The organism is Campylobacter concisus, assembly GCF_002913545.1.
GTDB classification, from domain to species: domain Bacteria; phylum Campylobacterota; class Campylobacteria; order Campylobacterales; family Campylobacteraceae; genus Campylobacter_A; species Campylobacter_A concisus_AV.
This window is the reverse complement of record NZ_PPBR01000124.1, coordinates 25,009-51,966: the sequence shown is the minus strand read 5'-3', so window position 1 is coordinate 51,966 and position 26,958 is coordinate 25,009. Positions and strand designations below refer to the sequence as shown.

The following is a 26,958-nucleotide window of genomic DNA, read 5'->3' as shown; positions in this document are numbered from 1 at the left end:
TCGCAGGAATAATATGGAAAGAATTCTAGTAGTTGATGATAATAAGGCACTTGCGAAGCTAATCGTCATGCAGATGGAAAAGAGCATTGAGGATATGGCGATCGACGTTGCTTATGATTTTGCCGAAGCCCAAATGCTAATTAGCGAGCACGGCAAAGATTATTTTATGACTATCTTGGATCTAAATTTACCTGATGCACCAAATGGCGAGATCGTTGATTATGTCCTTGCTCAAGGGCTCTGTGCTATCGTTTTAACTGGTAGCATCGATGATAAGACGAAAGAATTTTTTATAAACAAAGACATAGTTGATTACGTCTATAAGGGCAACATGGATGATATCAACTATATCTTTCAAATGATAAACAGACTAAGCAAAAATAGACAATACAAAGTTCTAGTCGTTGAGGACTCACTGCCTTTTAGAAATATGATAAAAAAAATCTTAACTAGCCTTCAGTTCAAGGTTTTAGCAGCGGCTCACGGCGAAGAGGCGATGAGCTATTTTGCTGATAATCCTGATATAAATTTAATCATAACTGACTATAGAATGCCTGTTAAAGATGGTTTAGAGGTCTTAAAAGAGGTTAGAAAAGAGAAAGATAAAAACCACCTTGGCGTGATCGTGATGACCTCGCCTAGCGAAAAGACTGATGCTTCGATATTTTTAAAAAATGGAGCTAGCGACTTTATAGCAAAGCCATTTTCAAAAGAAGAGCTCATTTGCCGTGTAAATAATACCATTGAGGCGATGGAAAATATAAATAAGATAGCAAATTTTGCCAACCGCGACTTTTTAACTGGCGCTTACAATAGAAGATATTTCTACCAAGATATAGAAGAGTACGTCCAAGCAGCTGAAGAGCTTGATGAGCCTTATGCGTTTGCTATGCTTGATATAGATCACCTTAAAAAGATAAATGACACATACGGACATGATGGTGGCGACAAGATACTAAAATCACTCGCAAAGATACTAATTGACAATACAAAAGGAAGAGATGTAGTCGCTAGGTTTGGTGGTGAGGAGTTTTGTGTCGTTCTTAAAAAGATAGCAAAAGAGGAGGCAATTAAATTTTTTGTAAATTTAAGAGCAAAAGTGGCTGAAAATGAGGTGATCATAAAAGACAAAACCATAAAAGTGACCGTTTCTATCGGGGTTTCTTTTGGGAAAGGTCACTGCGAGATAGATGATATGCTTGAAGCTTGCGACTCAGCGCTTTATGTCGCTAAAGAAAATGGTAGAAATAGGGTAGAAATAGCTTTATGATTATAGATACGCATTGTCATTTGGATAGCAAAGTTTATGATTTTGACCTAGAGCAAATTTTATCTGAAGCCAGAAATTTAGGGCTAAAAGGCTTTATTATCCCTGGAGCTGATATTAATGATTTACCAAAAGCGGCTAAAATAGCGCACGAAAAAAATGATATTTTCTTTGCCGTTGGAGTTCATCCTTATGATAAAGAGAATTTTAATATAGAGACTTTAAGAGAATTTGCCAAAGATAAAAAGTGCGTGGCTATCGGTGAATGTGGGCTTGACTACTACCGCTTGCCAAAAGATGAAGAAGAAAAGATAAGAGAAAAGCAAGATCAAAAACGTGTTTTTCTAGCTCAACTTGATTTGGCAGTTGAGTTAAAAAAACCCGTTATCCTCCATATCAGAGAGGCTAATGAGGACTCTTTTAACATCTTAAAAGAGTATGCGCCAAAGCTTGAAGCTGGGGCAGTTTTGCATTGTTATAATGCCTCGCCACTTCTTTTGGAGCTTTGCAAATTTGGGAATTTTTACTTTGGCATAGGTGGCGTTTTGACATTTAAAAACGCTAAGAATTTAGTTGAAATTCTGCCAAAAATTCCTTTTGATAGGGTATTGATAGAGACTGACGCCCCTTATCTCACGCCAGAACCAAATCGTGGTAAGAGAAATGAGCCGGCGTTTACGACATTTGTTGCTAAAAAGATAGCTGAAATTTTAAACCTTGAATTTGAAGTAGTTTGTAAAATGACTTCAGATAATGCCAAAAGGTTATTTAAGTGCTTTGCCTAAATTTTGGGCATTGTGCTTGCTTAAGATGCTAGCATCATTAAGCTTTGACACGAAAAAGGATAGAAATGAAAGCAATGCTTAAGATATTTTTATTATTTGCATGTAGCACCTTGCTACTAGCAAACGCCCCTGAGAAGAGCTCTTACGACACTCAGGTTAAAATTTTAAAGGAGCTAGACATCGATGCTAGCTTTATGAAAACTTCTCACTATGCAAAGATGAGACAAGGCATACAAAACTCACAGGTAAGAACATTTACAGATGCCTTGAAAAATGGCTATATGTATATACCAATGATTAAAGAGCAGATCAAAAAGTCAGGTGTGCCTGAGTCGTTTTTCTATCTAGCGATGATAGAGTCAGGCTTTTCAAATCACACTGTCTCAAACGCTAAAGCTACTGGTATGTGGCAGTTTATGGAGCAAACGGCAAAAATTCATGGCCTAAAAGTAGGGCAATACACCGACGAGAGAAAAGATCCGGTTGAATCAACTGTCGCAGCTACAAACTATCTAAGATCACTTAAAAATCAATTTGGCAAGTGGTATCTTGCAGCATTAGCTTATAATTGTGGTGATGGAACGCTTAGAAGAGCAATACAAAAAGCCGGCACAGATGATTTAGTAACCCTGATTGATTCAGAAAAGAAGTATCTTCCACCTGAAACTAGAAATTTCATCATTAAAATTTTAAGAGCGGCATATATAGCAAAAGATGCGGACTTTTTGATATCTAAAGAGTCGTCTTTACTAAACATAAATGGCGGATTAAGACTTACGAAAGTAAAAGTGCCAGGCGGTACAAATTTAGCTCAGATAGGCGACAGCATCGGTCTTAGCACAAAAAAGATGAAAAGCAATAACCCACATTTAAAATTTGTATTTACACCTCCAACTTTAAAAGATTATTACGTTTATATCCCTGAAAATAAAAAGCAGCTTTTCTCTGAAAATTTCAAACCATTTAATGGCAAAAACAACTTCTATGCCTACACAGTTAAAAAGGGTGAGACGCTACTTTCTATCTCTAAAAAAACTGGCGTTAGCCACAGAGCGATCAAGGACTACAACGAGCTTAGCACAAACGCAGTAAGCTATAATCAAAAACTAATAATCCCTTTTTCTACTCAAAATAAATCTCACAACTACGTAGTTCAAACAGGCGATACAATCGCATCTTTATCAAAGAAATTTAATGTAAGCGAAAAAGATATAAAAGATGCAAATTCTTTGGCTAGTTCAAATTTAAATGTCGGAGCAAATATTGTCATACCGTAAGAGCCTAAATTTCTACTTAGGACTAAGTTTTACACTTCTAATCACTGGTTGTTCTTGGAGCGGGGCTCCATTTACTCCAAGTGGCCCAACTAACGTAAGAGGCAACAACTCCGCCTCAGTTCAAAAAGCAACAATGAGACCATACACGATAAACGGCAAAACATACTATCCGACCGTCGTAAGTGTCGGCGATAAAGCCAGCGGAACGGCAAGTTGGTATGGTCCAAATTTTCACGGCAAAACGACCTCAAATGGCGAAGTTTATAATATGTACAATATGACTGCGGCGCATAAGACTTTGCCGATGAATACAATACTTAAAGTAACAAATTTAAGAAATCAAAAAAGTGTCATCGTGCGTGTAAATGACAGAGGACCTTTTGTGGCTGACAGGGTGCTTGACCTCTCAAAAGCAGCTGCGATGAAGCTTGATGTCATCGGCACCGGCACAGCTCCAGTTAGTATGGAGGTTATCGGCTTTAATGAAGACATCAATGCCGTTACAACCGCTAGCGCGCAACCAACAAAACCAACAAGCACTGGCATAAAAGTGCCAAATCCAGTCTCTCCAACGGCCCCAGTTGGCGGCATCGTGATCTCATCAGAGCAACGCGTTGTGGGTGGAGATTTTATGGTACAAATTGGCTCGTTTAAAAACCTTGAAGGCGCAAACAGATACCAAAGAGAGCATAAAAGCATAGATGGTTATAGATCAGTCGTTAAGACATTTACGATAGATGGCTCAACCATTTATAGGGTATTTTTAAATGGCTTTAGAAGCGAGGACGAGGCTAGAGATTACGCAAGAAGCGGCAAATTTCAAGGCGCATTTATAGTAAGAGGTTAGGGCGTGAGAGAGGAAATTTTAGAACTAACTAGAAACACAAAAGAGACGCAAATCTCAATGAAGCTCAAAATTTACGGCTCTGGGGTTGCAAAGATAAGCACAGGCATTGGCTTTTTGGACCACATGCTTGAAGCTTTTACAAAGCACTCTTTGCTTGATCTTGAAATTTCATGCAAGGGCGACACGCATGTGGATTTTCACCACAGTGTCGAGGATGTTGGCATAGTTTTGGGGCAGCTTTTAAAAGAAGCTTTGTATCCATTAAGCGGTGTTGAGAGGTTTGGCGAGGCGAGCGTCGTTATGGATGAGGCGGCTGTTTTTTGCTCGCTAGATCTTAGCAACAGAGCTTACCTTGTATATGAAAATTTTAATGAAAATGCCAAGGTTGGCGAGTTTGACACTGAGCTTGTAGAAGAGTTTTTTAGAGCAGTTGCTATAAATTCAGCTATCACTCTTCATCTAAATCAAATTCGTGGCAAAAATACTCACCACATCATTGAAGCAACGTTTAAATCATTTGCCGTAGCACTCCGCAGAGCGCTTGCTAAAAATGCAAGGATCGGCACTCCAAGCACAAAAGGCGTTTTATGATAGAGATTATTTTTTTAGATGTTGATGGGTGCCTAACTGATGGCAAGATCATCTATAATGCAAATGGCGAAGAGCTTAAATTTTTTGATGTAAAAGATGGCTACGCGATAGAGAGCTGGCTAAAGCTTAGTAAGAAAGTGGCTATCATCACTGGTAGAAAGTCAGCTATCGTTGAGCGAAGAGCTGAGGATCTAAAGATAAATCACGTCTATCAAGGCGTTGGAGATAAATTTGAGGTAGCAAGCGAGATACTAAAATTTGAAGGGCTTAGCTTTAAAAATGCAGCGGCCATTGGCGATGACTATAACGACTATAAAATTTTAGACGCAGTTGCATGGAGCTTTAAGCCAAAAGATGCCATTAAAGAGCTTGATGTAAAGACAAAGCTAAAGCACAAAGGCGGCAATGGCGCTGTTAGAGAGATGATCGAGATGATCATAAAATCAGAAAATTTATACGACGAGTGGTCTAAGCGTTGGTTGTAAAAATTTTCTACTTCGTCGTGGCTATTTTTAGTGCTGTGATGATATTTTTAGCGGCTCAAGACCCATATCTAGCAAACGTGCTAAAGGTTGATACAAAGATATCAAATATGCAGGTAAATGACGTGGTTGATTATGAGATAAACTCGACCAAGATAAGCGGAGTTTATGAGAGTGACGAGCTAAACAGATATAGCGACAGGGATGAATTTTTAGACTTTAAAGCGAGAATTTTAAGGGGAAATTTAAGACATTTTCTAAGCTCAGACAAGGCTATCTCGCAAAACGATGAGATAACCTTTCAAAAAAATGCAAACTATGAAAATAATGATAGTTTGAAATTTAAAAGCGATGAAGTTATATATAACACAAAGACAAAAATAGTAAGATCAGAAGCAAATTTCACCATCACTAGAAATGGCGACAAAGCACTAGGCGATAGCGGAAGCTACGATCTTGGTAAAAAACAAACGCAGATAAAAGGGTTAAGGGCATGGGTAGAAGAAAAGCAGCGATTTTAGCGATGATTTTGGGCTTTACATTTTTAAATGCAGAGCAGGTTGAGATCACTTCAAACGATTTTTTTGCTGATGAAAACAAGCAGATCAGCGAATTCGTAGGCAATGTAAATATCAAAAAAGGCTCATACGATGAGCTAAAGGCAAACAAAGTCGTTGTGCATTTTGATAAAAAGCGCCAGCCAGTAAAATATGTAGCCACAGGCAACGCTAGAGCTAAAATTTTCATGAAAGATAAGCACTATGAAGGCAAGGGCGATACGCTCACATACGAGCCTGCAAAGCAGACATACACAGTAACTGGCAACGGCTATTTGCACGAGGTAGAGACCGATAAAAATGTCTATGGTGATAAGATAGTGGTCAATCAAAAAGATGGCACATATAGCGTAAATAGCGACGAGAAAAAGCCAGTTAAATTTATCTTTCAGATCGAGGATAAAACCAAGTGATAAGAGCCTTGAGCGCTAAATTTATCACTTCAAGCCCAAGTATCAAGGAGGCTCCGAGCTTTGTAACGAGCGAGGTGGTCTTTTTGGGCAGGTCAAATGTGGGTAAAAGTAGTCTCATAAACGCACTTGTTAATCAAAAAAATTTAGCCAAAAGCTCATCAACTCCTGGCAAAACGCAGCTTATAAATTTCTTTGAGGCTGAGTTTTGTGAGGAAAAGGAAGAGAGCCAAAAAGAGAAATTTAAACTCATCTTGGTAGATCTACCAGGCTTTGGCTACGCAAAAGTTGCAAAGTCAAAACACGACGAGTGGCGTAAAAATTTAGATGAGTTTTTGAAATTTAGAAGCGACATCAGACTTTTTATACATCTAATAGACGCTAGGCACTTTGACCTAGACATCGACGTGAATGTGGATTCTTACCTAAAAAGCTTTTTAAGAGCTGATCAGAAAATCTTAAATTTATACACAAAAAGCGACAAGCTAAATCAAAGCCAAAAGAGTGCGATAATGAAATTTGACCCAAGTGGGATTTTGGTCTCGACACTCAGCAAAAGCGGCATCGACAAGGCACGGGAAGCTATCATAAACCACGCTCTTGGTAGGTAAAATGCAAACCATAAGCAGCTTAGATATTAAAATTTTTAAAGGCTTTTGGTGGGCTATTTTTTTGCTCTCTTACGAGATTGCAACTACGCAGTTTGGTTTCTTGCCACCACTTATTGGCATCTTTTTTACATATATGATTTTGGAGTATTCAAGAAAACAAAAGCAGTATGATGAGTTTAAACCCTCATGGTATTTTTCGCTCGTTTTCTTGGTCTTTGCCGAGCAAATTCATGGCTTTTATCTCTTTTCAACGATCATTGCATTTTTGCTATTTTACAACTTCGTGTTAGACTGGCTCTATACGACGATGAAGTGGCGAAACTGCCTGCTCATCATCTTTGTCGCCTCTGGCTATGTGCTAACCTTTCTTGTAAATAATCTTTTTGCCTACGTCTTAAACGAGCCAAATTTGACTTTTAGCGCAGAGTATCTCTTTTTTATAGCGCTTGAAAGTGTGCTTGCTGTCGTGCTTTTTCGGGATAAAGTGCTATGAGGATGCGTATCGTTTTTGGCGTGATTGCTCTTTTTTGGATCATGCTTTTGGGGCGGATTTACCACCTAAGTGTAAATTCAAACACTTATTACAACGAGATCGCCGAGCAAAATGCGATAAAAACTATATACATCCCGCCAGTTAGAGGCATCATCTTTGATGCACACGACAAGCCTATGGCGGTCAATCGTCTTGGCTTTTCTATCTATGTAAAGCCACACCTTAGCGCAAACAAAAAGGTGAAAATTTTAGACGATGAGCTAGCCTATATCGGCTCGCTATTTGGCGATCTAAACGTCACCAAGCTTAAAAATGAATATATCAAAAACGACTCAGCCTACAACCAAGACTTTATAAACGTGGTCGAATTTGTTGATTATGATAAATTTTTGCCATTTTTTGCACCTCTTTCTTTGCGTGAAAATTTAGAGATAAGACCCGCTTCAAAGCGCCACTATCCATACAATGATCTAGCTTCTCACATCATCGGCTACGTCGGTAGGGCAAATCAAAAAGATATGGAAAACGACCCTTTGACAAAGCTTACAAACTATATCGGTAGAAGCGGAGTAGAGCGCTTTTACAACCCGATCTTGCAAGGAATTCAGGGTTTTAAAAAGATCAAGGTAAATGCGCTAAATGAGGAGATCGAGCAGGTGAGTTATCAAGCGCCACAAAGTCAAAACATAAAGCTTGCCGTTGATCTTGAGCTTCAGCAGTTTGTCGCTGACGTCTTTGGTAAGGACGCAGGAAGCGTCATAGTTATGAGCTTAAAAGATGGCGCCATCATCGCAGCAGGAAGCTTTCCTGAGTATGATCTAAATCCTTTTGTGCTTGGAATTTCTCAGGCTGAGTGGGAAGAGCTTGTAAAAAACGTCGATCACCCATTTACAAATAAGCTGATAAACGGCCTCTATCCGCCAGGATCCGTCGTAAAAATGGGTATGGCGCTTGCCTTTTTAGACAATGGCATGAGCAAATATGATAGCTTTTTTTGTAGTGGCTCGTATGAGCTTGGAGGGCGTAAATTTCGCTGCTGGAACTCGCATGGTCATGGCACGGTTAATATGAACACAGCCATTAGAGAGAGCTGCGATGACTATTTTTACAAGGGTAGCCAAAAGATCGGCATAGACGCCATTGTGCCGATACTTGAGCGCATGGGCTTTGGTAGAAAAACAGAGGTTGATTTGCCAAATGAATTTGTGGGGACGCTACCAAGCAGGGAGTGGAAGATGAGGAAGTATGGCAAGGCGTGGTTTCAAGGTGAGACGCTCATCACCTCTATCGGACAGGGAAATTTTCTAGTCACGCCTATGCAGGTGGCTAAATACACAGCAGGCCTTGCAACTGGGCTAAATGTGACGCCACATTTTTTAAAGAGCATCGATGGCAAGGATGTTGATTTTACGCCAACAGATGATGCTTTTACGCCGTTTGAGAAGTCGCAGCTACCTGCCATTAGGCATGCGATGTATGAGGTGGCAAATCACCCAAGAGGCACGGCAAATAGGCACTTTGTGGGGAGTCTTGTAAAGGTTGCGGCAAAGACTGGAACAGCTCAAGTCGTTGGTATCTCGCAAACTGAAAAGAAACGTATGAAAGAAGAAGATATGGCGTATTTGCAAAGATCTCACGCGTGGATGACGACCTATGCGCCTTTTGAGGATCCACAATATGTCATCACAATGGTTGTCGAGCACGGCGGTCACGGTGGTAGCGCTGCTGGACCAAAAATCTCTCAAATTTATAACAAGCTAGTTGAAATGGGATATATAAAGCTAGATAAAGTCCAGACTGAGAAAGAGAAGAAATAGATTTTTTGAGTATATAGAGGCAAGCCCTATGATTTTGAAGCTTATATTTAAATATGAGGAAGTTTTTGAGTATATTCTTTTTTAAAGTTTGATTTTCAAGCTACAAGCAGAATGTAATGCAAGTTTTTTATCTTTTATTAACAAAAAATATAAAGTTTGCAAATTTTAAATTTTCATTCTCGCGCAAGAATTGACTACTATAGTTTGACTTCGCTCATTGCTTAGTTCAAATTTTAGAGCCGAAATTACTCGTTCATGAAATTTTAAAATTTGTTAGAAATTTCTTAAAACAATACGCATGTCGTGCAAAGCACTAATGCAACACCTCTAACATTTGAGGGCTTTTACTTAAACTTCGTATTATAACTGTAATCAGACGAGGGATTTAAGAAAGATGGATAAGTGACAGACTTTTTGTCTGCTACTTTATTGCGAGCATATGAAGCAAAATTTAAGCCCCATTGACTCCCTTTGAATAAAATAAATTTACAAATTCAATAAAGCCTTCTTGCAAATTTTTAAACTTTCGTTCTCTCGCAAGAATTGACTACTAAAATTTGGCTTCGCTTACAGCTTAGCTCAAATTTTAGAGCCGAAATTACTCGTTCATGAAATTTTAAAATTTACTAGAAATTTTTGCGTTATATTGTTTAATTTATTAACTACTTATATGTGCCATATGGCGTTTTTTTGGATTTTAGGATCGTCAAAATTTATAAATTTCTCTAGCCCTAAGTGAGATGTAGGGCTAGAGTAGGGATTATTTTTTAGCTACAAGAGCGTTTTTTAGCACATCATCGATCGTATCAACAGCGATGATCTTCATATCAGCTTTTACTTCGGCTGGGATATCGACAAGGTCGCGATCATAGTTTTTACGAGGTATCAGAGCTGTTTTGATGCCAGCTTTGTGAGCGGCGATCAGTTTCTCTTTTAGTCCGCCGATAGGTAAAACTCTGCCAGTTAGTGTGATCTCGCCAGTCATTGCGATGTCGTGTTTGACCTTTGTGTCAGTTAGTATCGATGCGATCGCTGTCGCCATTGTGATACCAGCGCTTGGACCATCCTTTGGCACAGCACCTTCTGGCACATGCAAGTGAAGGTCGTAGCGTCTATAAACATCGCTAGCTTCGAGCTTGTGCTTGTCATCGTCAAATTTTGGCACGATAGCCATCGGCACTTTTAGCTTTTTATTATCTATCAGTACTTTTACGACGCTAAATGCGATCTGAGCGCTCTCTTTCATCACGTCGCCTAGCTGACCAGTGATCTGCATATTGCCTTTACCTTGGATCCTGATAGCCTCGATCCTTAGCACGTCGCCACCGACACTTGTCCACGCGAGACCATTTACCAAGCCGATCTGGTCTTTTTTATCCGCTGGCTCGATCTCATAGACCTTTTTCTCTAAAAACTCTTTTAAATTTTTAGCCGTGACGCTGATCTTACCTTCATTCTTTTTGGTGAGGATATTTTTAGCGACTTTTCTTAGTATATCAGCGATCCTGCGGCGTAAATTTCGCACGCCACTCTCTCTTGTGTAGTCGCTAATTATTAGCTCAAGTGCCTCTTTGCTGATGCTTACATCGCTTGGTTTTAGGCCGTGCTTTTTAAGCTCTTGAGGCAAGAGATATTTTTTAGCGATCTCAAATTTCTCTTGTGGGGTGTATGAGCTAAGCTCGATAAATTCCATCCTGTCGCGAAGTGCGGCTGGTATCATACTTACGTCATTTGCTGTGGCGATGAAGATGATCTTGCTAAGATCGATGTTGAAATTTAGGTAGTAGTCTCTAAATTTATTATTTTGCTCTGGGTCTAAAATCTCAAGTAAAACAGCGGTCGGGTCGCCTCTATAGCTTCTGCCAACCTTGTCGATCTCGTCTAAAACAACCACTGGGTTCATCTGCTTGGCTTCTATGAGCCCTTGCACGATACGACCTGGCATAGCGCCTATATAGGTGCGGCGGTGACCTCTTAGCTCGTTTACATCCTCAAGTCCGCCAAGAGCGATCCTGACTAGCTCACGCTTTAGCGCCTTTGCGATCGAGTTTGCAAGACTTGTTTTACCTACACCTGGAGGGCCTGCAAAGCATAAAATAGCGCCGTTATTTACCTTTTCGCCAACACCTCTAAGCTCCAAAAGCTCACGCAATGCAAAATACTCCTCTATGCGCTCTTTTGGCTTCTCTAAGCTGTAGTGGTCGGCATTTAGGTGCTTGCTCACTTCGGTGATAGATGACTTTTTCTTAGCTATGTTTTCAAATGGAATTTCCAAAACCCAGTCAAGGTAGCTTTGCAAAGTGTTCGCGTCTGCTGAGTCTGGGTGCATGCGAGAAAGTTTGTCTATTTGCTTTTTGATCTCTTTGTAGGCGTCCTCAGCCATAAATTTCTTCTTCGCATCAAGCTTTTTGCGGTACTCCTCAAGCTCTTCTTCTCGGCTCGTATCCGCCCCAAGCTCAGCTTGAATTTGCTTTAGCTGTTCTTTTAAAAAGTACTCTTTGTTCGTCTTGTCGATCTTTGAATGAACCTTATTTTTGATCTCTTTTTGAAGCTTGTTTGCCTCGATCTCTTCGATGACGTAGTCGATGAGCTTTAGTAGGCGCTGCTCTAAATTTTCTTCAACAAAAAAGCTATAAGCGATCTGTTTTTTTAGACGAAGCGCACTTGAGACTAAGTCGCAAACTCTGATCGCCTCAGCGCTCTCTTCGATCGTTTTTAAAAGATCAGGCGGGAAAAAGTGGCTAAACTGCGAAAGCTCTCTTACTTTTTCTCTTAAAACTACGATGAGAGCGTCAGTTTTGACCTGCGATGGGCGCTTTACGTGGAGCATATCGACGATGCCACGGAGTGGGTTTATGCCTGATTGTTTTAAAATTTTACCTTTGTCGATGCCCTGAAATAGCACTTTTACGCGTCCATCAGGTAGCGGCACACGGCGCATTATCGTGCCGATCACGCCTGCGTCATATATGCCGTCAAAGTCTCTAGCGCCGTCTTGCTGGGGCTTTGTAGGCACGACAAGGATCGGTGTCTCTCCTTGTATGGCAAGCTCAAGCGCTTTTAAATTTTCTTCATCGCTTAAAAAAAGCGGCGTTATCATAAATGGATATAAAAATAGCTCGTCCTCAACTATGATAGGGATCTCAGTAGGGAAGCCTTTGTTTTCGTTTATTTGCAAAATTTCTCCTATTCAAACAGTTTTCTATACCATGCCACGTCAGGTTTGATAAGGTCTGAGTTTTTAAACGGCGACTCTTCTAGCTTTTGCTCGTAAATTTTAGCCGAAACGTCACGGCCAGTTCTCTTGTAAAGATCTGCTATTTGCATATCTAAGAAGTAAAGAGCAAGTTTAAATTTGATAAGCATAGTCTCGATAAGCGGCTTATACTCGGTATTTGGATACATATAAAGAAATTTCTCGATCTCAGTTACGCTATCCTCCATTAGCTTTTGGTTGCGGTTTGGCTTGGTAAATGAGTCAAAATTTGCTTTTATCTTTAGATATTGAGCAAATTCTGTTTTTGGGCCGTTATCGCCGTATCTTTTGATGTATTCATCAAGATAGTGATTCGCCATTAGATACTCTTCGTCATTTGCGTGAGCTTGGGCAAGGATGAGTAAAATTTGCTCCAAAAGTGGGCTTGCAACGTGCTCGCTAGCCATTGAAACGTAGTGTTTATCAGCTGACTCCAGATCGCCATCTTTTATGTCAGCGATAACTTGAGCGTACCACTCGTCTGGAGTTAGATTGTAAAGTTCGGTGTATTTTTCAGCACAACCACTAAAAAGCCCTAAAAGAGCTACGACTGCTAGAAATTTAGAAAATTTTTTCATGCTTTTCCTTAAAAATTTTAAATTCGCTTATTTTACATTTTTTGGCATTATTTTTGTATAAATTTTTTAAAACTATGCTAAAATAAGGTAATTTTACAAAACAGGAGTTAGTATGATTTTTAGTGTTAAAAGCCCTATTTTAGGCTTTGAGCATATCAAGACGATGGAACTGATTGAACTCGATAAATTTTTTGTTAAGCTAGCGAGCAAAGATGACGAAACATCTTTTACAATGATAAATCCTTTCGCGTTAAGAAGTTATGAATTTGACATCCCAAGCTACTACGAAGAGCTTATGGATATCAAAGAGAGTTCACAACTTAGAATTTACAACATCATCGTAGTTGCCCTCCCTCTTGAGAAATCAACCGTGAATTTCGTGGCTCCTATCGTTTGCAATATGGACAATATGACCTTGTCTCAAGTGGTTTTAGATGTTACAAAATATCCACAATACGGGCAAGCTGAAATGATAGAAAATTTTATACAGAAAGCAATAAGCAAGGACATTTAGAAATTTTGAATCTAATTACATTGAAGTTATTGTAATTTGAAATTTTTTTGTTTTATTTTTTTATCTTGTATTTATATCTTTGGTGATGAAGTATATCCAATAGATTATTTATTTATATCACATAGTGATGTATGCTCTTTTGCTGATGTTTGTAATGCTGGTTATGAATGCTCGATAGACAAAGATGGTTATAAGCATTGCATAAAAAAGGATACTTCTACTACTGAATCTATGTATTATGTTGCTAATGACGATTATGGCAATCCAGTAAGAGCACGTATATATAGATATAATGATGATAGTGAAAGTATTGTACTGAAAAAGAGAGAAGAAGCTAGTTTTAAAAGAATTATAGGCGATATGGATGTCATTGGGGCTAGTGTAATTATACCAAAGATAGATGGTTATAATTTTTTGCCTCAAAAAAACATAGGCGGCAAAAATAAATTCTCGCAAACTTCTCAAATTGTAGAGAAAAGATTTGTTAATGAAGAACCTAGTTTAGGAACAACTAAATTCCCAAACTCATCTAGTGCAAAATTTAAATTTGAAGAAAAAAGTCAATATGAAAGGGAACACATAGATGGGAGCAAAATAAAATATGCGAGATTATATTGGGGAGGTAGCTTATATAAAGAATGGAATATAAAAACAAACTATTTTGCAACTATCTTTGAAGACACATATGGTTATTCAAGAGTAAATTTTAAGACTCCAAAAGGAACATTTGTAGTACAAGCAGATAAAGATGATATCAAATGGATTGGATCTTTTTCTCAAGGTGATCCAACTATAATGACGCATGATAGTTGGACAAAAGATGCAAGTCCTAATATAAGTGGAAGAGGCGGATATTACTATATTTATCAAGCAAGTGCCAACGTAACAAAAGAGGTGAGGGATAGCCTTGGTACTTCAAGTCAAAATAGAACATTTAGTGTTGGTAATATAGCGGCTAGTATTATAAAGTTAGAAAAAGAAACAAATAAATCCATAACATTTCCTGCTTTTACTACACCTATTGAAATGGTAACTAAAAAATTTAACTCACCTTATGGAGCTATACTTTACGGAGATGGCAAATGGAATTCGTCTTTTAGTGCTTCTCAGTTTGGTGGTTGGAGTTTAGTTATAGTTTATGATATGGGTGAAGATGGTGAAGTAAAAGGAGTCGAGCCAAGAGCAGTAAATATATATGATGGTATGGCAAATATCTATCCTGGCGGTATTGGAGTTAGCCAAGTAAATTTAAAATTTGATGGTTTTTACACTCCACCAAGCGGAGATATTAGATCAACCTTGGCTCTTTTTAGCTTTGGAGGTAGACAAGAAGTGAAAGGTGATGATATAGCAATAAAGCAGGATGGTACTTTTAAAAGTGTTTGGTCTCCGCTAAATTTACAAAACACAAAAGATAATCAGTTTAACTCTTCTATTGCCAGATTTAATAATCCAGCAGATAGTAGCAAAATTTATAATGGACAGATGGATCTTGATTTATTTGACATTTCAGACAATATGTCGCATAGACAAAAAGATGTAGAGGTGCGGTTTCAAGTTACCAGTGAACGTGATCAGGATGGTAACTTCCAGGGAGAGAGACAAAATATTGGTATGGTTGCCTTTTCTACCTTGCTCTATAATCCTAAAGTGTGCTACACAGAAAAGTTTGAGGTTAGTAGAGATAAAGGTGCTAGCTGGATACCTGTAAAGTTAAAGGGCAGTTCTGGAGAAGCAACTATCGTAAAAAAAGGCTCCTTGGTAAGGACTACCGTAACAGTTGAAAATGGAGGTAGCGAGGATGCTTATGGCTCTATCTTAAGAGTAAATTTAAAACCTGAATTTATGAGCTACAAGGACACTTCTACTAGTTTAAGAACTAGTAAAGTGATAATATCTGATGGGAGCCCAAATTCAGAAAACTGGACTACGCTTACTAGCGATACTAATGAAAATCTATTTAGAATTGATAGCCATACTTTAGAATATAAAATAGGAAAAAACGCAAGTCATGCAGTAGGTGGAGAGCTAACGCATGATCATAAAAACTATGCAAGAGTTCAGTACATAGGCGTGATAGAAAAAGAGTATAAAAAGACAAGATATGAGGCTAAATTTCAAAATAGTGATGCAGGTTTGAAGTTTGATGATAGGATAAGCGAATGTACTCCAACGTCACCTAATCTAAAGATCGTAGAGGAAGAAGAAAATGACTTCTATCCACGAAGTAAAAAAGATGATAATTCAAATGGGGATTATAAAAACAGGCTTTTTACAAAGATAGCAGAAAAACCTTTTAGTATATACATCACAAACTATAGCGAGATAGATGGAAAGGCAAAAGCACCCGACTCGCCTACTGATGTGGATCTTAAACTTGTAGAGAACTGTAGTAGTGAAAATTCTGTATTAGGGCATCCTGTAACACTTCATTTTGCAAGTAAAGACACTGAAGAAGTAAAGGTAACCGTGCCAAGACCTTACAGAAAGCTTCATGTTAAGCTAAAGTATCATAGTAAACCAAAAAATCAAGATGTGGTAAAGTGTGAAGTCTTTGATGCATTTGCTGTAAGACCAGCTATGTTTCAGCTATATGATAAGTCAGGTAGCGGTGGAGTATATAATGGTAGTAGCGTACTTGTGGGAGGGAAAGACTATAAAGATATAACCTTGGCTGCTTACAATTACAATAAAGATAAAGATAAGGCAACTCTTGCAAATGGATATACAAATACCTTAATCGCAGGTAGCTCTGCAACAGGTGTAAATCGTTATACAGAAAATAATGTATCAATCTTGCCTGTGGATAAGGCAGGGTGCATAATCACCGAAGATACAAAAAAGAGACTAAGTGAAGACAATAAACTAAAAATAGCCTTTGATAATCCAGCAAAAGCGGTAGGCACTATAACTAATTTAAAAACAAATAAAGAGGGATTTTCTTTCTCTGATATCGGAAATGCTAAATTTTATGTTGTGGATAAAAGTTATACAAGCATAGATAAAAAAACTCCACCACAAGATAGTGACTGTGTACTTGATAAGAGTGATAATGATGAAAACACCGAAGGCAAGGTCGGTTGTGATATAGAATTTGGTGAGAAAAAATTTGGTTTTGAGCCAAATGATCTTGAAGTAAGCGAGTTTAAAATTTTGCCAAGAGGCATTAGCTACATCGCAAATGAAAGCAGTGCAAGCTTTACTCCTATCTTGAGCTTTAAAGTAAAAGCTAGACTTTTTGATGATAATCCTGCACTTTTATATAAAGACGGTTGTTACTCAAACAATACACGCTTTAAGATAAAAGTAGGAGAAATGATAAATGGCTATACTGACAACAATGGCACTTTACTAAAAAACGATACAGATGGGTTAGCTAAGCTAAATAGTGAAATTTTGTTTTTTGGCAATCTTTATGCTAGTAAAGTCGAAAAAGTACATCCAACTTCTTTGCACGAAGGGCTCTTTGAAGTCAAAAAAGAAGCGTTTAAAGGCGGCTACGCTGATGTAAATTTAAAATTTAATTTCAAACGCGAAAAAAATATGGCTAAAAATCCTTTTGAGGTAACAAGCGATACTTTCACGTTTGAAAGTTTAGTCGATGCAAATAAAACAAAAAACAATGGCAACTACAAAAAGCCAACCACAAAAACATCGGCAAAATTTTACTACGCTAGGACATACGCGCCTTACTATGAGGGGCCAAACACTGGCTTTAAGGCAAAAATTTACTACGGAGTGTATTGCAATGGTTGCGACGAGAGTAAATTTATGTTACAAAAACCTGGATCAAGCGCTCGCTGGGAGGAGTTTGCGGGTATGCACTCATGGTATGTAAATCCTCTGCACGATGCTAGTTATGGCAATGTCGATAGTTACAGCTTTTCAAATCACACTACACGAGATACAGCCAAAGAGACAGCACTTAGTGACGGCGTCAGTTACATTTATATAAAAAATGACCGAGCGGTTACAGATATAGCTAAGATGCATACAGAAAACTGGCTCATATATAATGAATTTGATAAAGATGCAGCGACAAATGATTTCACAGTGAGATTTCTCGTGCCAAATGGCGACTGGGCTGGCAAGACCCTAAAAAGTGGCTCTAGTAAAGGTGACGTGGGAAATGTCGTAGGCGGCGAAAATAACTTTAACGATCTAAGTGATAAGACAAATAGGAGAATTTCTTGGTAAAAAGAGGCTTTTCTCTTATAGAGCTTATCCTCTCGATAGTCGTTGTGGCGATCATCAGCACGTCTATACCGCTTGTACTAAAGACCACATCTGAGCTAAATCAAAAGGCAGTTACGCAAGAGAGCTTGATGAATGCTAAGACCTATATGGGGCTTATCTTAAAAGCTCCTTTTAGTAATAGGATCATAAAAATCTCAAACGTTAGTGCTAGCGCTGAGACGGCTTACTTTTTTCCTATCATATTAAAGCCAGGTGATAAAAGAAACGAATTTTATAAGATAAATAAAATAACAGGCGATGGACATAGGGTTTTTGCTTACGAAAATTCACCAGATCTAGCAGGTGATACGGCAGTGAGATCTGTGGATTACTATGGCAGAATATTGGATAAAAATTTAAACACAACAAATCAAAATAGAGACTATATAGTTGGCTCAGACTATAATGTAATTGTGAATGAGAGCAATGGCTGGTTTAAACCAAATTTGGCGCTAGATAACAGCGATGTAAAAGAGATAGTAGTAACTGCAACTTCATACAAAAATGACACAAAACAAGAGACGACATCGGTACTAAGAGCTTACGCTTTTAACCTAGGTGAGGGCGGCTCGCTAAATACGAAAGCGTGGAAATGAAAAGAGCCTTTACTCTCCTTGAGCTTGTAGTCGTCATCGTCGTACTTGGTATCATCGCTATGATGAGCTTTAATGCCATAATGAACATCTACTCAAACTACTTTCAAACAAGGACAGTAAATGAGCTCGAGACGCAAACGGAGATCGCACTGGAGCAAATTTCAAAGAGGCTAGAGCACCGCATAAAGCCAAGCGTGATCGCTAGAAAAACTGATGGAGCTTTTTTGGCGCTAAATGATAGCGGGGTAAATTTAAATGCCGAGTATGAAATTTTAGAATTTATCCCCTATGCGTATGAGATTTTTAATGACGTTATATCTCTTGATGCTAATGACCATGTCATAGAGCAGGGCGGAAAGGCAGGCAGATATAGTGGCTATGCGGATCTTGCTAAGAGCTCGCCAGCAACTGGTCTAATAAGTCCTGGAAGCAATTTCACTACTGGAGTGGTCGAGACCATAAAAGATCTAACATGTAGAGATGAGATAAGAAATGCCACTTGTGTGGATTTTGCAAAAAAGGATGGTGGCGTTGTAGCGATATTTTCTGATGTTTATTACAATGTGCAAAGCTCTTTTGGCTATAGCAACGGAACTGTGCCTGTCAGTCTAGACATAGCAAAAGTTGGAGTAAAAAGCACTGATGGCGATACTCTAGAAATTTCTGGTTTTGGTGGCAAGCAAATTTCAGAGCAATATCATCTAGCCTACACAGCAAATGCCATAGTGCCAGAGCAAAGCGCTGATCCAAAAGATACAGCAAATGGCGTCTTTGATCTAAATTTATACTACGACTATCGTCCATGGATGGGAGAAAAATATAAACCAAACGGCGAAAAAGCAACCCTTGCCAAAAACGTTACGAGGTTTGTTTTTACTGAAAAAAATGGTGTCATCGTGCTAAAACTTTGCATGAGAGCAAAAAACTCAGAGATAACCATCTGTAAGTCAAAGGCGGTTTATTGATGAGGCGAGGATTTACGCTCATTGCAGCGATATTTTTTGTGGTGATCGCAAGCTCTATTTGTATGCTGGCTCTTTCGATCGCTAGCACTTCAGTTAAGCAAAATAGCGAAATTTATCTAAGAGAGCAAAGCGAGCTAGTAGCCCGTGCAGCGACAGAATACGCCATGCTAGCTATCATAAGCAATGACTTTTATAAAACTGGAGCAGTTTGCCTTGGCGACGAGCATAATCCGATAGCTGGCGAATTTGGTGATCTCTTTACCTTTAAAGTATATGTAAAATACTTTGGCGATATGGGCATTTGTTCTGGTGACGCAGTGGCTGCTACTGGAGCCAATCAAGGCACGATAATGCTCGATGTCTTTGTCAGTTCAAAACCAGGAAAAGCCTCAAATCCTATAAATTTTCACAAACGAACTCTTCAGAAACTTTAAAATTTTATAAAGATTTTACTTTAATTTGCTTTTAGTTTCGTCGTGTTATAATTATCTTACTTTCTATAAAGGAGATTGCGATGAACATAAGCATTGTAGGAAAACAATTTGAGCTAACAGAACCCATCAAAAACTACATCCAAGACGCTTTTGACACCCTTGGCAAGTACAACCTTGACATCATCTCAGCAAGATGCGTAGTAGGAGCAGACGAAAAGCAAGGTAAAAAGGGCTTTAATGCAGAGTTTTCTCTAAATATGGCACACAAAGACACGATAGTCGTTCGCCAAAAAGATAAAGATCTCTATGCGGCGATAGATCTTGCTATCGAAAAGGCTTCAAAAGTTTTAAGAAGAGAGCACGATAAGAAATTTACAGTAAAAGGCAAGGCTGATGATAAAGAATTTCGCTCGAGAATAGGCGAAGAAAAGATTGAAGGTGTTGAGGAGATCGTGCCTATGGAGCTTGAAATTTACAAACCTCTTGAGGTAGAAGAAGCGCTTGATAAACTAAAATCAAGCGATAAACAATTTTACGTATTTAACGATGTCGATGCCAAAATGCGCGTCATTTACAAAAGAACAGACGGAACTTTTGGTCTTTACTAAAACTATGGGGCGCTTTGCCCCTAAATTTATTATCCATTTTTAACTCTTGCTTTAAATTCCAAATTTTATTTTGTGTTCTCTAGTGTTTTGTGTGGTAGAATTTTCATGATCAAATTCTAAATTTAACTTGCTAAATAATATAAAATTGAGTGCCAAATTTAAAAAATATTTTGTTGTTTAAAAATGGTGCATAAATTTAAAAATTAGCGAGTGAAATTTATAAAAACACTCTAAAAAACTTGATGAAAATTAATATGTAAATTTAAAGAATAGACAACGTTTAGATAAATTTGGTTACTTAGGTGATTTTAAAATGCTTATAAATTTAAGAATTTGATGAGTAAATTTTATAAAGGATTAGAAATAATAAAAATTAAGAGATAAATTTAAAAGATTTTAGCCCAAAATAGGGCTAAAATTTATGGATTATAGACCTTCAAAAGGGTTTGAAACTACGTCTTTGCGATCAACTATATAAGGTATGATAGCTGCGTGGCGAGCTCTCTTGATAGCTTTTTCTACCATCTCTTGATATCTTTTTGATGTGCCAGTTAGGCGTCTTGGCATGATTTTAAATCTCTCTGACAAGCAATACTTCAAAAGTGAAGTATCTTTGTAGTCTATAAAATCAATCTTTGCTTCTGTAAATTTGCAATATTTGCGTGAATATTTTCTTTTTTCTGCCATTTTTTATCCTTTAAAATTAAAACGGTATTTCTTCGTTGTTGAAGCTATCAGCATCAACGTCTATATCAGGAACTTCTGAATAACTCTCTTGCTTTCTTTGCGGCGCAGCTTGTGGTCTAGCTTCTTGTTGGCGGTTATATTGGTTACTTTGATATCCGCCTTGTTGTCCGTAGCCACCGCTATTTTGGCTATTCATAGAGTATCCGCCTTGTTGCGTTTGGTTATTTGAGCTAAGCATTTCCATGCTTTCAACGGCGATAGAGTGTTTTGAACGATTTTGTCCGTTATTGTCGGTCCACTGATCAAATTTGAGTCTTCCTTCGATAAGCAGCTTCGATCCCTTATTGAGATATTGGTTTGCTATCTCTGCACTCTTGCCAAAAAATGATATATCAATAAAGCAAGTCTCATCTCTTCTTTCCCCATTTGAGGTGATTTTGCGTGTCACAGCTATACTAGAATTTCCTATGGCAACGCCGCTAGTAGTATATCTAAGCTCTATATCTCTGGTTAAATTTCCAACTAATACTACTTTATTGAACATTTTTTATCCTTGATTATTCTTCTGTAAATGTTTGCTCGTCTACTTTTTCAGCTCTTGGCTCGCGTGGTGCTCTTGGCTCGCGAGGTTCTTTTTTTATAGTTTGCTTGATACCTTTGCAAAGTCTTTCCCAAGCTGCGATTTCGCGTTTGTTTTCATATTTAACGCTTAAAAATCTTATGATATCTTCTGTGATTCTTACGTTTCTTGTAAGCTCTGCAAGAAGTGCTGGTGGAGCTTTGTAGTAGATAACAAAATATGTTCCACGCTCATATTTTTTGATGGTATAAGCTAGCTTTCTAGTGCCCATCTCAACGACAGTAGCGATCTCGCCGCCGTTTTTTGTTATGACTTCTTTTACGAAATCAACCTTAGCTTTAACTTCCTCTTCCGTCAATGTCGGCTTAAGAATAAATAAAAGCTCGTAATGTTTCATTTTTTCTCCTTATGGATATTTAGCTCACTTTGTGAGCAAGGATTTTGCATTAAGCAAGGGTGGATTTTAGCTTAAATTTACTTAATATTTGCTGTTGATATGAGGTGCTGCAGATTTAAAATGGTCGATAAAATGAAAATTTCTTTATCCATTTTTGTATTTGTTTTTAGCTCTAGCTCGGCTAAATTTAGCGTTTTAAATATCTCTAAATAGGCATTTAAACTTAACTTTAAGCTATTTGCTTTTAGTAAATTTGCCACATTTACTGGCGGTTGGTAGCCGATCGCTTCGTCTAAATTTAAGCGTCCATTTATCTTGATGTAAGAGTAAATTTTAAACAGCCTAAAAAATGCTTTATAAAGTGAGTTTAGAAGTAAAATTTCATTAAAATTTGGATCTTCCAAGTAGGTAAAAAAGTCGTTTTTTATATCTTTTAGAGCCATAAATTTATTAAAAAAATCATCAAAATTTATCCCGCCAAGTCCAAAAACCAGCCTTTTGACATCGTCTTGTTCGATGTGAGCGTTTAGGCTCTTTAGCTTTGTTAGCTCGCTTGCTGCAAGGTATAAATTTTCATTATGTGTAAAATAAAGCTCATAAAGTGCATTTTTGGTTATGTTTAGGCCTATTTTAGCTGAGCTTTTAGCTAGTAAATTTATCGCTTCATCTGGGTTTGATGGCTTGAAAAATCTAGCAAAATTTGCCCCAAATGCCTTTTGCGTATCAAAAACTAGCTTCATATCAGCCTCATAAAGCTCAAACAAAAAGTAGTTGTCCTGGCTTTTTGAGCAAAGCGAGATGAGCTCTTTTAGCTCTTTTGCTGGGATCTTTTTGTTGCTTTTTATATAGAGGATATTTTTACCGCCAAAAAGCGACTGCTCGCTTAGGTGAGAGCTAGCTTGCACGTAGTTGTACTCGTCAAAATAAAGACTTAATAAATTTGCATCTTCGCTTGAGTAAAAGCTCAAAATTTCCTTGCCAAAAAGCTCGATCTGAAACTCGTCCGCGCCAAAAAGCAAGAAGTAGTTGCTTAAATTTGCATTTGCTAAATTTAGCTCCAAATCTTTTCTATACATCGATCTTTCTTACCACTTTTGCAAAAATTTTAGCGCTTGCGATGTCGGCTTCTGTGATCTTTACGACAAGCTTTTGAAGTAAATTTGCGCTGTATCCAGTGATGAAAATCCTAGCTCCAACAAAATAATCATCAAGCTTAGCGACCAAGACATTTTGGTTTTCGCTCACGTAGCAGCGCACCTCTTTGCCGATGTTTGCAGCTGCCCAGCGTGCAAATTTCCTATCCATAAAGTCGTAGGCCACCTTGTCGGCCTCTCTTTCAAGCTCGCTTAAGGTTGCGCAGGTGCTTTGGATGTTTAAAAGTAAGAAGTTGTAAAGCTTCTCATCTTTTGAAATTTTAGCCTTTAAAAGTCTGTGTAAAATAAGGTCAGAATAGCGTCTAATAGGGCTTGTAAAGTGCGTGTATCTATCAAATCCAAGTCCAAAGTGTCCTAAATTTTCACTTGAATACTCAGCTTTTTTTTGAGACTTGATGATGAGCTTGTCTATCTCCTCGCGGTTGCCAAGTTCATCGGCTTTTAGCTGTATCTTTCTTATTAAAATTGCAAGATCGTTTTCATAAGTAAAGTCAAGCCCCAGAAGTTGCAGGTCCTCAAGCAAGGTATCTATCTTTTTAAAATCAGGCGAAGCGTGGTTTCTAAAAACACCTTTTGTGATGAGCTTTGCGGCAGCTTTATTTGCTAAAAGCATACAGTCCTCGACTAATCTGTGCGAGTCGGAGTCACTCTCAAACCTAGTTTGAGAAATTTGACCCTCTTCATCAAGGCTCATTCTAAGCTCTTTTGTCCTGAAGTCAAATGCGTGCAAAAGCCTTTTTTTACGAAGCTTTGTGGTTAGTTTAAAAAGTGGCTTGATCCATGAAATTTCACACTCTCTTTTGCCCTCTAAAATTTCATCGATCTCATCGTAGTTAAAGCGCCTTTTTGAAAGGATTATCGCTTCAAAAAGCTCCTCTTTTTTTACCTCATTATTCGCATCAAGTGAAATTTTAAAACAAAATGCAAGGCGCGGTACGTCTGGCTTTAGTGAGCAAATATTTTCACTGAGCGCGCGCGGCAACATCGGTACTGAGATGTGCGGAAAGTAGATAGAAAAGCCTCTTTTTTTAGCCTCGCTATCAATGGCGCTGTAAGCAGTCACATACTCGCTTACATCAGCGATTGCTACGTAAATTTCACGCTTTTTCTCATCGAAATATATGGCGTCATCAAAGTCTTTGGCATCGACTGGATCGATCGTGCAAAACTCTAAATTTCTTAGATCAACTCTATTTGGATACATGCTAGCATCGACTTCGTCACCAAAAGCCTTTGCCTCAAGCTCACAAGCCTCGCTAAATTTATCGTTTTTATTATAAATAGCAAGCGAAATTTTTTCATCACTTAGCGGATCGTCTAAATTTCCTAAAACCTCGACTATCTCGTTGTTTAGGTTGTTTATCTTAAGCAGCGTCCCAAGAGGAAGCATCTTTAGGCTTTTTTGCGTCGCTTTTAAGGTAGTGCTTAGTCCAGTTTTTAAGTTTACCCCTAAAATAGCTACTCCAAAGCGTTTTGTATAGACCACGCTTGTCTCATTTGCAAGCTTTAGGCTCATCACTATCTTAGCGCTTTGGCGTTTTTTCTTAAGTGGCAAAAGCTTTGCTAGCACGATATCGCCAAGGTGAGAGTTGTTTAAATTTTTATTTTCGACGATGATATCTTGCTTGAAGCGCTTGTCAAATGGCATGATAAAGCCAGTTGCGTTTTGGTTGATGTCTAGCTTACCGCAGACATAGCCGTTGTTTAGGTAAAATTTATCTTTATGTAAGCTTACGGCACCAAGGTTTAGGAGATTACGTAAGACCTCTTTATCTTCGTTTGATATCTCTTTTTCTTTGATGCCAACTAGAAGTGATGTTAAAAATTCTTTCACAAATTGTCTTTGACTTTGCTAACGGCCATTAAAAATGTATCTCTATCAAAGCCATATTCGTTTATAAGAAGTGTTGCATTATTTATGCTTACATCGTCAAGCTGGTTAAAGATATTAACCGCTGTTTTTACTACCTTTAGAGCCCTTGCGTACTCTTTTATGTGATCAGGTGCCTCTTCAGGATTATTTGAATAAAGTATTGAATTAATAAGTTCTGTCTCAAGGTTCCATTGTTCAAAAATTTTAGCAGTAACCTCTTCATTTGTCATATCAAAAATCTCTGTTTCTAATAAAGCTAGATCAACAGAGCCTGTTATTTTTTTTATTTTTTCTTTAAATTCTATATCCTGGTTGTTTTCAACTAATTCATGAGCAAGCACTATCTTTCCAACTTCTAGCATAAATGAGGCTGGAGAGAGGACTTCTAGTTTTTTAGGATTAATTTTGGAATACCAATGATACATTAATGTATTTTGCATTATAGATATATTTAAGAAGTCTTGTCCTGTGATACTATAAGGTTCTAAATTGATAGAAAAACTTTTTCTGATAGCACTTGATAATGCAAAGCCGCGGATAGTAGCCATACCAAAAAGTGAAATGGCTCTCGCGATAGTCGTGATCTCTTGAGAGAAACCGTAAAGCGGTGAGTTTGCAGAACGTAAGATGTTTGCTGTTAACATCGGATCCTTTTCGACCACTTTTGTAAGGTCGTTTATCGAGCTGTTTTCGTCAGCGTGTATACGTTGAATTTGTATAACAGTGTCATCTAGCGGAGGTAATGTCTTGATTTTTTTTAGAATAGATTCATTCATTGAGATGTCTCTTTGTATTAATTTTTTGCGTATTTTAGCAAAATAAATTATCAAAAAACTTAAAATTAAGTTTATATCAGTTTCAGCAACGTTTTTGTTGCTAAAATGTATAATTTCGCCAAATTTTAACAACAGGAGAAACAATGGCTATAAATGTTTATTATGATAAAGACTGCGATTTAAGCCTTATTCAGAGTAAAAAAGTAGCAATCATCGGCTTTGGTTCACAAGGTCACGCACACGCTGAAAATTTAAGAGACAATGGCGTAAGTGTCGTAATCGGTCTTGCAAAAGGTGGCAAAAGCTGGGCAAAAGCTGAGGCTAAGGGCTTTGAAGTAAAAACTGTAAGCGAAGCTACAAAAGGCGCTGATGTAGTTATGATCCTAACACCAGATGAGCTTCAAGCTGAAATTTATAAAAATGAGATCGAGCCAAATTTAAAAGATCACGCTGCTATCGCATTTGGACATGGTTTTAATGTTCATTTTGGACAGATCAAAGCTCCTGCAAACATAGACGTCATCATGATCGCTCCAAAAGCTCCAGGACACACAGTTAGAAGCGAATTTTTAAGAGGTGGTGGCATACCTGATCTTATCGCTGTTGAGCAAAATGCAAGTGGAAAGGCTAAAGAGATCGCTCTAAGCTATGCTTGCGGTATAGGTGGTGGTAGAACTGGCATCATTGAGACAACATTTAAAGATGAAACTGAAACAGATTTATTTGGCGAGCAAGCTGTGCTTTGCGGTGGTCTTTGCGCACTTGTAAATGCTGGATTTGACACTCTTGTAGAAGCTGGTTATGAGCCTGAGATGGCGTATTTTGAGTGCTTGCACGAGCTAAAACTAATCGTTGATCTAATGTATCAAGGCGGCATGGCTGATATGCGATACTCTATCTCAAACACAGCTGAATATGGCGACTACGTAAGTGGCGTAAGAGTAGTTGGCGAAGAGAGCAGAAAAGCCATGAAAGAAGTTTTAAGAGAAATTCAAAATGGTAAATTTGCAAAAGACTTCATCCTAGAGAGAAAAGCAGGATATGTTAGAATGAACGCTGAGCGCGGTATAGCTGAGAGAAGCTTGCTAAATAAAACTGGCAAAAAACTTCGCGCAATGATGCCTTGGATAACTAACGGCAAACTTATAGATCAAAGCAAAAACTAAG

Annotated in this window: 26 protein-coding genes; 18 read left to right on the top strand and 8 right to left on the bottom strand. The window is 38.1% G+C overall.

What is annotated here, in order from left to right; genetic code table 11:
- Window positions 1–13: 13 nt before the first annotated feature.
- The 11 genes from CYP05_RS08865 to mrdA all read left to right on the top strand — a co-directional run bounded on the left by CYP05_RS08865 (window position 14) and on the right by mrdA (window position 9,137).
- Window positions 14–1,270, top strand: coding sequence for a diguanylate cyclase (locus CYP05_RS08865; protein WP_103642663.1), 1,257 nt, complete (start codon window positions 14–16; stop codon window positions 1,268–1,270).
- Window positions 1,267–2,052: a TatD family hydrolase gene (locus tag CYP05_RS08860; RefSeq protein WP_103568613.1), complete on the top strand. Its 786-nt coding sequence runs from the start codon at window positions 1,267–1,269 to the stop codon at window positions 2,050–2,052. Before CYP05_RS08865 ends, CYP05_RS08860 begins: the two co-directional genes overlap by 4 nt.
- Before the next feature lie 65 nt (window positions 2,053–2,117).
- Window positions 2,118–3,329 carry a lytic transglycosylase domain-containing protein gene (locus CYP05_RS08855; RefSeq protein ID WP_103642662.1) on the top strand — a complete coding sequence of 404 codons (1,212 nt, stop codon included), beginning with the start codon at window positions 2,118–2,120 and terminating at the stop codon, window positions 3,327–3,329.
- Window positions 3,316–4,176 (top strand): septal ring lytic transglycosylase RlpA family protein, encoded by an 861-nt coding sequence (locus tag CYP05_RS08850; protein WP_009294185.1) that lies wholly within the window; start codon window positions 3,316–3,318, stop codon window positions 4,174–4,176. Before CYP05_RS08855 ends, CYP05_RS08850 begins: the two co-directional genes overlap by 14 nt.
- Before the next feature lie 15 nt (window positions 4,177–4,191).
- The gene (hisB, locus tag CYP05_RS08845) at window positions 4,192–4,767 is read left to right on the top strand and encodes an imidazoleglycerol-phosphate dehydratase HisB (protein ID WP_181001203.1); all 576 of its coding nucleotides are present in this window, start codon (window positions 4,192–4,194) and stop codon (window positions 4,765–4,767) included.
- Window positions 4,764–5,252, top strand: a complete 489-nt coding sequence (locus CYP05_RS08840; RefSeq protein WP_103642660.1) for a KdsC family phosphatase — start codon at window positions 4,764–4,766, stop codon at window positions 5,250–5,252. Before hisB ends, CYP05_RS08840 begins: the two co-directional genes overlap by 4 nt.
- Complete coding sequence (gene lptC, locus CYP05_RS08835) at window positions 5,243–5,770, top strand: LPS export ABC transporter periplasmic protein LptC (protein WP_103642659.1); 528 nt, start codon at window positions 5,243–5,245, stop codon at window positions 5,768–5,770. The genes CYP05_RS08840 and lptC overlap by 10 nt, the downstream gene beginning before the upstream one ends.
- Window positions 5,743–6,219 carry a lipopolysaccharide transport periplasmic protein LptA gene (gene lptA, locus CYP05_RS08830; protein ID WP_103615407.1) on the top strand — a complete coding sequence of 159 codons (477 nt, stop codon included), beginning with the start codon at window positions 5,743–5,745 and terminating at the stop codon, window positions 6,217–6,219. Before lptC ends, lptA begins: the two co-directional genes overlap by 28 nt.
- A complete protein-coding gene (gene yihA, locus CYP05_RS08825) occupies window positions 6,216–6,827 on the top strand; it encodes a ribosome biogenesis GTP-binding protein YihA/YsxC (RefSeq protein WP_103642658.1) in 612 nt (203 codons plus the stop codon). The genes lptA and yihA overlap by 4 nt, the downstream gene beginning before the upstream one ends.
- A gap of 1 nt (window position 6,828) precedes the next feature.
- On the top strand, window positions 6,829–7,320 hold the full coding sequence (locus CYP05_RS08820) for a hypothetical protein (protein WP_103642723.1): 492 nt from the start codon (window positions 6,829–6,831) through the stop codon (window positions 7,318–7,320).
- Entirely contained in the window at window positions 7,317–9,137 is a 1,821-nt protein-coding gene (gene mrdA, locus CYP05_RS08815) for a penicillin-binding protein 2 (RefSeq protein ID WP_103596699.1), read from the top strand. The genes CYP05_RS08820 and mrdA overlap by 4 nt, the downstream gene beginning before the upstream one ends.
- A gap of 760 nt (window positions 9,138–9,897) precedes the next feature.
- Here the strand turns inward: mrdA and lon are convergent.
- Together lon and CYP05_RS08805 are read right to left on the bottom strand one after the other, a co-directional pair.
- Entirely contained in the window at window positions 9,898–12,315 is a 2,418-nt protein-coding gene (gene lon / locus CYP05_RS08810) for an endopeptidase La (protein WP_103638760.1), read from the bottom strand.
- Window positions 12,316–12,323: 8 nt separating this feature from the next.
- Window positions 12,324–12,971 carry an outer membrane protein assembly factor BamD gene (locus tag CYP05_RS08805; RefSeq protein WP_103642657.1) on the bottom strand — a complete coding sequence of 216 codons (648 nt, stop codon included), beginning with the start codon at window positions 12,969–12,971 and terminating at the stop codon, window positions 12,324–12,326.
- 112 nt (window positions 12,972–13,083) lie between these two features.
- Between CYP05_RS08805 and fliW the strand changes: the two genes are divergently transcribed.
- The 6 genes from fliW to hpf all read left to right on the top strand — a co-directional run bounded on the left by fliW (window position 13,084) and on the right by hpf (window position 20,324).
- Entirely contained in the window at window positions 13,084–13,485 is a 402-nt protein-coding gene (fliW, locus tag CYP05_RS08800; RefSeq protein ID WP_103587027.1) for a flagellar assembly protein FliW, read from the top strand.
- 360 nt (window positions 13,486–13,845) lie between these two features.
- Window positions 13,846–17,682, top strand: a complete 3,837-nt coding sequence (locus tag CYP05_RS08795; RefSeq protein WP_258031552.1) for a hypothetical protein — start codon at window positions 13,846–13,848, stop codon at window positions 17,680–17,682.
- Window positions 17,676–18,317 carry a type II secretion system protein gene (locus CYP05_RS08790; protein ID WP_103642655.1) on the top strand — a complete coding sequence of 214 codons (642 nt, stop codon included), beginning with the start codon at window positions 17,676–17,678 and terminating at the stop codon, window positions 18,315–18,317. Before CYP05_RS08795 ends, CYP05_RS08790 begins: the two co-directional genes overlap by 7 nt.
- Window positions 18,314–19,282, top strand: coding sequence for a prepilin-type N-terminal cleavage/methylation domain-containing protein (locus CYP05_RS08785; RefSeq protein WP_103642654.1), 969 nt, complete (start codon window positions 18,314–18,316; stop codon window positions 19,280–19,282). Before CYP05_RS08790 ends, CYP05_RS08785 begins: the two co-directional genes overlap by 4 nt.
- A complete protein-coding gene (locus tag CYP05_RS08780; RefSeq protein WP_021084452.1) occupies window positions 19,282–19,716 on the top strand; it encodes a hypothetical protein in 435 nt (144 codons plus the stop codon). The genes CYP05_RS08785 and CYP05_RS08780 overlap by 1 nt, the downstream gene beginning before the upstream one ends.
- An 80-nt stretch (window positions 19,717–19,796) precedes the next feature.
- Window positions 19,797–20,324, top strand: a complete 528-nt coding sequence (gene hpf, locus CYP05_RS08775; RefSeq protein ID WP_004317788.1) for a ribosome hibernation-promoting factor, HPF/YfiA family — start codon at window positions 19,797–19,799, stop codon at window positions 20,322–20,324.
- 426 nt (window positions 20,325–20,750) lie between these two features.
- On the opposite strand, the gene rpsR is transcribed toward hpf, so the two are convergent.
- The 6 genes from rpsR to CYP05_RS08745 form a co-directional block, all read right to left on the bottom strand.
- Window positions 20,751–21,011 (bottom strand): 30S ribosomal protein S18, encoded by a 261-nt coding sequence (rpsR, locus tag CYP05_RS08770; protein WP_004317775.1) that lies wholly within the window; start codon window positions 21,009–21,011, stop codon window positions 20,751–20,753.
- A gap of 16 nt (window positions 21,012–21,027) precedes the next feature.
- Entirely contained in the window at window positions 21,028–21,555 is a 528-nt protein-coding gene (locus CYP05_RS08765) for a single-stranded DNA-binding protein (protein ID WP_103642653.1), read from the bottom strand.
- Between the two features lie 13 nt (window positions 21,556–21,568).
- A complete protein-coding gene (rpsF, locus tag CYP05_RS08760; protein ID WP_004317779.1) occupies window positions 21,569–21,988 on the bottom strand; it encodes a 30S ribosomal protein S6 in 420 nt (139 codons plus the stop codon).
- Between the two features lie 77 nt (window positions 21,989–22,065).
- Window positions 22,066–23,064, bottom strand: a complete 999-nt coding sequence (holA, locus tag CYP05_RS08755; RefSeq protein ID WP_103642652.1) for a DNA polymerase III subunit delta — start codon at window positions 23,062–23,064, stop codon at window positions 22,066–22,068.
- Window positions 23,057–24,976, bottom strand: coding sequence for an RNB domain-containing ribonuclease (locus tag CYP05_RS08750; protein WP_103642651.1), 1,920 nt, complete (start codon window positions 24,974–24,976; stop codon window positions 23,057–23,059). The genes holA and CYP05_RS08750 overlap by 8 nt, the downstream gene beginning before the upstream one ends.
- Window positions 24,973–25,791 (bottom strand): HDOD domain-containing protein, encoded by an 819-nt coding sequence (locus CYP05_RS08745; RefSeq protein WP_103642650.1) that lies wholly within the window; start codon window positions 25,789–25,791, stop codon window positions 24,973–24,975. Before CYP05_RS08745 ends, CYP05_RS08750 begins: the two co-directional genes overlap by 4 nt.
- Before the next feature lie 143 nt (window positions 25,792–25,934).
- Between CYP05_RS08745 and ilvC the strand changes: the two genes are divergently transcribed.
- On the top strand, window positions 25,935–26,957 hold the full coding sequence (ilvC, locus tag CYP05_RS08740; protein WP_103642649.1) for a ketol-acid reductoisomerase: 1,023 nt from the start codon (window positions 25,935–25,937) through the stop codon (window positions 26,955–26,957).
- The last annotated feature ends 1 nt before the right edge of the window (window position 26,958 follow it).